This is a genomic window from Tistlia sp. (assembly GCF_040905785.1).
Lineage (GTDB): Bacteria > Pseudomonadota > Alphaproteobacteria > Kiloniellales > DSM-21159 > Tistlia.
Map to the genome: position 1 here is coordinate 22,131 of NZ_JBBDQW010000061.1, position 7,927 is coordinate 30,057.

Here is a 7,927-nt window from a genome sequence, read left to right on the forward strand (position 1 = left end):
GCGCGGCGGACTCGCGCCTAGGCGAACACCAACACGTTGGCGGGGTCGAACTGCAGCGTGACCTCCTGGCCCTCCTCGACCGCCTCCGCCTGCATGCTGCGGACCAGCAGGCGCTGCTCGCCGACGACCACCGGGTACTCGCTGTAGAGTCCGAGGAACATCGCGCTTTCCAGCGTGCCGACGAGGCGGCTGCCGGCGGCGGCCTCGCCGGGGGCGGCGAAGCGCAGGTGCTCTGGCCGCACCATCACCACCACCTCGGCGCCCGGCTGGAAGTCGCCGCCGTTGCTGGAGACGATCCTGCCGACGGCGGTCTCGACGGCGACCTCCAATCCGTTCCGCTCGACGACGCGGCCCGGCAGCTCGTTCACCGCCCCGACGAAGTTCGCGACGTAGCGGCTGCAGGGCCGCTCGTAGATGTCGCGGGGCGCCCCGACCTGCGCGACCTTGCCCATGCCCATGACGGCGATGCGGTGGCCGAGGGCCGTGGCCTCCGTCTGGTCGTGCGTGACGTAGAGCGCGGAGAAGCCCAGGCGCCGCTGCATCGCCACCAGCTCGACCCGAAGCTGCTCGCGGACCTTGGCGTCGACGTTGGACAGCGGCTCGTCGAACAGGACCACGCCATCGCTGCCGACGACGGCGCGGGCGAGCGAGACGCGCTGCTGCTGCCCGCCGCTGAGCTGCGCCGGATAGCGCTGCAGCAGCGCTTCGCAGCCGACCATGGCCAGTGCCTTCTCGACGCGCTGGCGGATCTGGTCCCGCGGCACCCGCTGGTTCACCAGTGGGTATGCCACGTTGTCCATTACGGTCAGGTGGGGCCAGAGCGCGTAGGACTGGAAGACCATGCTGATGCCGCGCTGCTCCGGCGGCACGGAGACCCGCTTGCGCGAGGAGAACACCAGCGTTCCGTTGATCTCGATCTCTCCGGAGTCGGGCTCCTCCAAACCGGCGACGCAGCGCAGCAGAGTGGTCTTGCCGCAGCCGCTCGGGCCGAGCAGGACCACCTTCTCCGACACGCCGATCTCCAGGGATACGTCGTCCAGCGCGAGCACGTCCCCGCGCCGCGTGCGGAACCTCTTGACGAGGTTCCGCACGACGATGCGCGGAGCCGCGAGCGCCGCCTTGGCGGGCGGCGGCACCGAAGCCGCCGCCGTTGCGGACCGCTGGACGCTGCCGTCCGCTGCTTCGCCGGCGTCCCTCTCGATCATCACGGCTGCGTTCCGCATGGCCTCAGCTGAGACCGACGAGCTTGGAGATGCGGTCGGACATGGCCAGGGCCTCGCTGATCGCCTCGTAGCTGGCCTGGCGGTAGTCCGAGGGCAGCGGCAGCGCGCCCGGGATATTGCCGAGCGGCGAAGCGCCGACGTCCTTGACCAGCAGGGCCTGTCCCTCCGGGGAGAGCACGTAGTTGACCAGCAGGCGGGCCGAGTTGGGATTCGGCGCCTGGGTGGAGATCGAGACCAGGGACTCCAGGCCCGTGTTGGGCTCCAGCATGACGTCGTCGATCGGGCCGCCCTGCTCGATCACCGAGTAGCTGACCATCCGCAGGTTCTGCAGCAGCAGTGCGCTTTCGCCGGCCGCGAGCATCTGCGTACCCGGCACGGTGCTCGGCACCCAGCGGATGTCCTGTGCGGCCAGGCCGGTCAGGAACTCCTCGCCGTAGGTGTCGATCATGGTTTTCGCCCAGTGCATGTTGGTCGGGCTGGTGCGCAGGTCGGGCGCCAGGATCAGGCCCTTCCACTTCGGGTCCAGGATGTCGGGCCAGGCCTTCGGAGCCCCGCCGTCCGGAACAAGCGTTGTGTTGTAGGTGATGGTGCCGGGGAAGATGTTGGCGACCGCGTAGTTCTCCGCCTTGTACTCCTCCGGCCAGGCGGCGTGCGACGGCAGCTCGTCGATGCGCGTGAACCAACCTTTCTGATAGCCGTCGCGGATGATCGTGGGGTCGCCGAGCTGCAGGATGTCGGCGACGAATGTGCCGGCCTCTGCCTCGGTCGCATAGCGCTTGCCGAGCGGGCCGCTGGCCAGGCGCACGATGTTTACCTTGATCTCGGGATAGCGCTTGTTGAAGCCCTCGGCCATCCGCTGCGAAAGCGCCGGATTGTTGGAGGCGTAGTAGTTCACCTCGCCTTCGGACTTGGCGGCGTCGTACCAGCCCTCGACCTCGGGGCGCTCGAGCACGGCAGCGGTCGCATCCGCGAAGGCGCGGCCCGGCAGAATGGCAAGGGCGGCGCCCGCACCGACGAGAGCGCTCCCCTGCTGAACGAATTGCCGACGGGTAAGCTTGGTTTCCATTTCTCTACCCCCTCTGTCCGGGCTGGCTTTTTGAGGCCCGTTGGGTGCCGCTGCTGCGGCTCCGGCCGCCGCGTACTCGTGCGACGGCCACGACCTATCGTGTCATCGGCTTATCGTATTTGTAGGCAAAGTGTCAACGTGCCGCGGATCCTGATTCGGCGCCAGAACCACCGCCCTGCCCAAGCTGGGCCTGTGGACAGGGCGGTTTAGCTAGAAGTTATACGCAAAAACAATCGGTTGTGATCTTTCCGGACAGGGAGCTACAGGCCGCCGCTTGACAGGGCCGGGAGCGTCAAACTAGCGTTGTGTGGCGGCATAGAATGGAAAGCACATTCCATTTTTCGCGCCAAGGCCCCGCGACCGCCGCGGCAGCGTCGCTCTCGCCTGCAGGAAGAAGGGTAGCAACATGTCAGTGGAAACCCGATCGCTCGACCATCTCGTCTCGATCGAGAGCGGCACGGTCAGCCGGGAGCTCTTCGTCAATCGCGACATCTACGATCAGGAGCTGGAGTCGATCTTCGGGCGCGCCTGGCTGCTTGTCGGCCACGAGAGCCTGATCCCGAACCCCTTCGACTTCTTCCTGTCGCGCATGGGCGAGGATTCGGTGATCCTGACCCGAGACCGCAAGGGCGAGGTCCACGTACTGCTGAACAGCTGCATGCACCGCGGCATGAAGGTCTGCCGTTACGACAAGGGCAATGCGCGCAGCTTCACCTGCCCCTATCACGGCTGGAGCTACTCGGTCGACGACCGCGTCGCCGAGCAGCCGGGCCAGCTGGTCGGGGTGCCCGGCTTCGAGGAGCACTACCACTGCCAGCTGGACAAGAAGGCCTGGGGCCTCGTCCGCTGCCCGAAGGTGGTCAACTACAAGGGGACGATCTGGGCGAGCTGGGACGAGAACGCGCCGCCCTTTCTCGACTACCTCGGCGACATGAAGCTCTACCTCGACGCCGCGCTGGACCACCGCGACGGCAGCGAGGGCGGCTCGGAGGTCATCGGCGGCGTGCAGCGCTGGCGGATTCCCTGCAACTGGAAGTTCGCGCCGGAAAACTTCATCGGCGACCACTACCACAACATCAGCCACCGCTCGGTCGACCTCGTCGGCATCGGCCCGAGCGCCGGCCGAGGGCGGCGCGACAACGAGGGCTTCGAGAGCCTGATCATCGGCTTCCCGGAGCTCGGCCACGGCGTCATCGGCGCGCTGCCGCACTACGAGGAGCGTCCCTACCATCCGGCCTACACCAACAGCCCGGTGGCCCAGGAATATCACCGCGAAGTCTACGAGCGGCGGGTCAGGAACCTGGGCAAGGAGAGGCGCGTGCTGACCGGGGCGGCGACGATTTTCCCGAACATGTCGTTCCACGGCATCCAGCCGCGGACCCTGGCCATCTTCCATCCCCAGGGCCCGACCGAGATGGAGATGTGGCGCTTCTACCTGGTCGACAAGGACGCGCCTCCGGAGGTCCGCGACGTGTTGCGGCACTATTTCCTGCGCTACTCCGGACCGGGCGGCCTGACCGAGTCCGACGACATGGAGAACTGGAGCTACGCCACCGAGGCGAGCAAGGGCAGGATGGCCCGTCGCCACCCTTACAACTACCAGATGGGGATGGGTTACGCGAAGCCGGTCGAGGGCCTGAAGGGCGCGGTCAACGGCGGCGACACGACCGAGGAGAACGCGCGCATCTTCTACAATCGCTGGCGCCAGTTCATGGAAGGCCGGGGCTGGTCCGAGCTCATGGGCCGGAACTGAGGCGGGAGGGAACAGTCATGCAGGCCGAAACGACCGCACAGCTCGACGAGCTGTTGCTGCATCGCGAGATCGAGGATTTCCTCCACACCGAGGCGGATCTTCTCGACCAGCGCCGCTTCAAGGAATGGCTCGAGCTGTGCGCCGACGACATCCGCTACTGGATGCCGCTGGTCTGGAACGTGCCCTTCGCCAAGCCCGAGCAGGAGTTCTCCGTCGAGAGGCAGGACTGCGCCTGGATCGACGAGGACAAGGTCACCTTGACGCAGCGCGTCAAGCAGCTCGCCACGGGGCTGCACTGGGCGGAGGAGCCGCGCTCGCGCGTCTCCCACCTGGTCACCAACGTGCGCCTCGTCGAGGTGCGCCCCGATGCGCGGGCGCCGAAGGAGGTGGTGGTGCGCTCGCGCTTCCTGGTGTACCGCAACCGGCTGCAGGACGAGGTCGACATCTACGTGGGCAAGCGCCAGGACACGCTGCGCCGGGAGGCGGATGGCTGGAAGATCTGCCGGCGCGAGATCTACATCGACCAGAACGTCCTGCTCGCGAAGAACCTGACGACCTTCTTCTGAGGCATCGCGCGAGGCGGGGATGAGCCAGACCATCGACAGGGCGCTCGACGTGCTGGACTGCTTCCGCGAAGGCGGGGCCTTCAGCCTGAGCGAGCTCGGCGCGCGCAGCGGCCTGAGCGTGAGCACGGTGCATCGCATCGTCGCCGTGCTCGAGCGCCGCGGGGTGCTGATCCGCGATCCCCGCAGCCAGCAGTACATGGTCGGCCCGGACCTGGTCGCCATCGCCGCGCGGGCCGACACGGTGGCGCAGATCACGGCCCTGGCGCGGCCGCTGCTGGCCGAGCTGCGCGACGGCTGCGGGGAGACCAGCGTGCTGTCGCTCCTCGTCGGCGACCGACGGGTCGCGGTGGAGCAATGCGAGAGCAGCCACCAGCTGCGCCGCAGCGTCGACCTCGGCCGTCCGCTCGAGCTGCACTTCGGCAGCGCCGGCAAGGCCATGCTGGCGCATCTGCCCGATGCCGAGCGGGAGCGGCTGCTGCGGGGGCTGCCGCCGCTCGGCCACACGCCCTTCACGCACACCGACCCGCAGGCGCTGCGCGCCGAGCTCGAGGGCATCCGCCGCCGCGGCTTCGCGGTGAGCAAGAACGAGTACCTGATCGGCGTCACCTCGCTCGGCGCGGCAGTCTTCAATCGCGACGGCGCCGTGGTCGCGGCGCTGAGCGTCACCGGGCCGCTGTCGCGCCTGACGCCGAACCTCTATGGCAAGGTCGGCGCTGCCACCGCCGCCATGGCGCAAAAACTGACCCACGCCCTCGCCGGCCCGGGCGCGGCCGACTCCACCGCGACCGCCGCGGTACGGTCGGCATAGGGCGTGGCAATGACCGACTTCGAGGTGGCGATCGTCGGCGGCGGTCATGCCGGCGTCGAGCTGGCCGCGAGCCTGCGGCAGCGCGGCTTCGCTGGCGCCGTGGCGCTGCTTTGCGAGGATGCGGCGCTGCCCTACGACCGGCCGCCGCTGTCGAAGCAGTTGCTTGCCGGCAGCACCAGCCAGGACCGCCTGGCGCTACGCAGCGAGAGCTTCTACGAGCAGGTCGGCATCGACCTGCTGCTCGGCCAGCCAGCGGTGATGCTCGACCCGGAGGGGCGGCTGACGCTGGCGGACGGGCGCACCGTCTCCTTCGCGCGCTGCGTGCTGGCGACCGGGGCCGGCGCCCGCCGCCTGGGGCTGCCCGGAGAGTCGCTGCCGGGCGTCTTCCATCTGCGCAGCCTCGCCGACTCCCTGGCCCTGCGCGAGACCCTCTCTCCCGGGGCGCGCCTGGTCGTCATCGGCGGCGGCTTCCTCGGCCTCGAAGCGGCTTCCGCGGCACGCGCGCTCGGGGCTGAGGTCACCGTGGTCGAGACGGCGCCGCTGCTGATGGCAGGCAAGGTCTCGAAGGCCGTCGCGGCGGCCTTCGCCGACCTGCATCGAGCGGCCGGCATCGAGCTGCGGCTGGCCACGCGGGTCTCGCGGGTGCTCGGCGAGTCGCGGGCCGAAGGCGTCGAGACCGGCGAGGGGGAGCGGCTCGCCGCCGACGCCGTGCTGGTCGCGGTCGGCGCCACGCCGCGCGAACAGTTGGCGCGCGAGGCCGGCCTCGCCTGCGACGACGGCATTATTGTCGACGGCACGCTCAGGGCCTCGCGGGGCGCCGTCTTCGCCATTGGCGACTGCGCGCGCCCGGGCGGACAGCGCCGGCTCGAGTCGGTCCACACGGCTGTCTCTCAGGCGCGCTGCCTGGCCGCGGCCTTCGCCGGCGCCACGCCGCCGGCCGTGCGTGCGCCCTACTTCTGGTCCGAACAGCAGGGCGTCAAGCTGCAGATCGCCGGCTGCCTCGACCCGGCGCTGGCGAGCGAGGAGGTGCGCGTCGGGGAGCCGCCGCGCGGCTTCGCCGTCTACCGCCTGCAGGAGGGCAGGCTGGCGACAGTCGAGGCGGTCGGCCAGCCTGCGGCCTTCATCCGCGGCCAGCAGCTGATCGGACGCGCGACGCGCGCCGAGCTTCCCTCTTCCACCTGAACCGTTTCGAGGCGGCCATGCCGAAAGCTCACTTTCTCCTGCCCGACGGCTCGAGCCGCACCATCGAGATCGAGGAGGGCTGGTCGCTGATGGAGGGCGCGCGCCAGGCGGGCATCCCGGGCGTCGTTGCCGAGTGCGGCGGCGGGCTGCTCTGCGCGACCTGTCACGTGCACGTCGCCGAGGCGTGGAGCGAGCGGGTCGGCAGCGCCGAGGGCACGGAGGAAATGCTGCTGGAGCTTGCGCCGGGCCACGATGAGACCAGCCGGCTCAGCTGCCAGATCGTGGTCACCGAGGAGCTTGACGGCCTGACCGTCCGCGTGCCCGAGGAGCAGGCCGATGCCTGAACCCGCGATGGCCGGCGGTAGAGCGGCGCGGCAGCATTGTTAGTATGGAGAGATGGGGGTGACGTCATGACCGCGGAGACCTTCAACCTGATCGAGATCGAGCCCGGCGCCAGGCTGCGCATGGCCAACGGCGCCGTGGTCGAGGTCGTGGAGAACCCGGGAGACGGGATGTGGCTGTTCTGCCGCTATCTCGCGCACCCGGCCAACCCGGCGCTGATCGACGGCGGCGAGCATGCCGTCTTCGCCCAGGATCTCGTGGCCTACTACGAAGAGCAGTCGTGAGCGTCCCCACAGCGGCGCCGAACCGGCGCAGGGAGAGGGTTTCGTGACGGACGGTCCCGGGGGCATGCGCAAGGGCCTGGCGAACTACGGCGATCCGGCGTTCTCGCTGTTCCTGCGCAAGGCCTTCATCAAGGCGATGGGCTACAGCGACGACGCGCTGGACCGCCCGATCGTCGGCATCACCAACACCTACAGCGGCTACAACGGCTGCCATCGCACGGTGCCGGAGCTGGTGCAGGCGATCAGCCGCGGCGTGATGCTGGCGGGCGGCCTGCCGATCGAGTTCCCGACGCTGTCCATCCACGAGTCCTTCTCCTCGCCGACCTCCATGTACCTGCGCAACCTGATGGCCATGGCGACCGAGGAGATGATCCGGGCGCAGCCGATGGATTCCGTCGTGCTGATCGGCGGCTGTGACAAGACCGTGCCGGCCCTGCTGATGGCCGCTGCCAGTGCCGACGTGCCGGCGATCCTGACGGTCACCGGGCCGATGCTGACCGGCGACTTCCGCGGCGAGCGCCTCGGCGCCTGCACCGACTGCCGGCGCCTGTGGCAGTCCTACCGGGCCGGCGAGATGAGCGAGGCGGACATCGTCGCCGCCGGCGACCGGCTGATGCCGACCGCCGGGACCTGCAGCGTCATGGGCACGGCCAGCACCATGGCGCTGGCCGCCGAGGCGCTCGGCATGATGCTGCCGGGGGGG

General features: G+C 69.4%; 9 protein-coding genes. 7 read left to right on the forward strand and 2 right to left on the reverse strand.

Going from position 1 to position 7,927, the window contains the following annotated elements:
- Nucleotides 1-17 precede the first annotated feature (17 nt).
- Both WD341_RS13880 and WD341_RS13885 read right to left on the reverse strand, forming a co-directional pair.
- Complete coding sequence (locus tag WD341_RS13880; protein ID WP_368426062.1) at nucleotides 18-1,205, reverse strand: ABC transporter ATP-binding protein; 1,188 nt, start codon at nucleotides 1,203-1,205, stop codon at nucleotides 18-20.
- Between the two features lie 22 nt (nucleotides 1,206-1,227).
- Nucleotides 1,228-2,175, reverse strand: a complete 948-nt coding sequence (locus tag WD341_RS13885; protein ID WP_368426063.1) for an ABC transporter substrate-binding protein — start codon at nucleotides 2,173-2,175, stop codon at nucleotides 1,228-1,230.
- A gap of 520 nt (nucleotides 2,176-2,695) precedes the next feature.
- Here WD341_RS13885 and WD341_RS13890 point away from each other — a divergent pair.
- The 7 genes from WD341_RS13890 to WD341_RS13920 form a co-directional block, all read left to right on the forward strand.
- On the forward strand, nucleotides 2,696-4,042 hold the full coding sequence (locus WD341_RS13890; RefSeq protein ID WP_368426064.1) for an aromatic ring-hydroxylating dioxygenase subunit alpha: 1,347 nt from the start codon (nucleotides 2,696-2,698) through the stop codon (nucleotides 4,040-4,042).
- 17 nt (nucleotides 4,043-4,059) lie between these two features.
- Entirely contained in the window at nucleotides 4,060-4,608 is a 549-nt protein-coding gene (locus tag WD341_RS13895; protein ID WP_368426065.1) for a 3-phenylpropionate/cinnamic acid dioxygenase subunit beta, read from the forward strand.
- Between the two features lie 19 nt (nucleotides 4,609-4,627).
- The gene (locus WD341_RS13900; protein WP_368426066.1) at nucleotides 4,628-5,416 is read left to right on the forward strand and encodes an IclR family transcriptional regulator; all 789 of its coding nucleotides are present in this window, start codon (nucleotides 4,628-4,630) and stop codon (nucleotides 5,414-5,416) included.
- A gap of 9 nt (nucleotides 5,417-5,425) precedes the next feature.
- On the forward strand, nucleotides 5,426-6,598 hold the full coding sequence (locus tag WD341_RS13905) for an NAD(P)/FAD-dependent oxidoreductase (protein WP_368426067.1): 1,173 nt from the start codon (nucleotides 5,426-5,428) through the stop codon (nucleotides 6,596-6,598).
- 17 nt (nucleotides 6,599-6,615) lie between these two features.
- Complete coding sequence (locus tag WD341_RS13910) at nucleotides 6,616-6,942, forward strand: 2Fe-2S iron-sulfur cluster-binding protein (protein ID WP_368426068.1); 327 nt, start codon at nucleotides 6,616-6,618, stop codon at nucleotides 6,940-6,942.
- Nucleotides 6,943-7,008: 66 nt separating this feature from the next.
- Nucleotides 7,009-7,224, forward strand: coding sequence for a hypothetical protein (locus tag WD341_RS13915; RefSeq protein WP_368426069.1), 216 nt, complete (start codon nucleotides 7,009-7,011; stop codon nucleotides 7,222-7,224).
- A gap of 43 nt (nucleotides 7,225-7,267) precedes the next feature.
- A partial coding sequence (locus WD341_RS13920; protein WP_368426070.1) for a dihydroxy-acid dehydratase occupies nucleotides 7,268-7,927 on the forward strand: 660 nt, incomplete at its 3' end.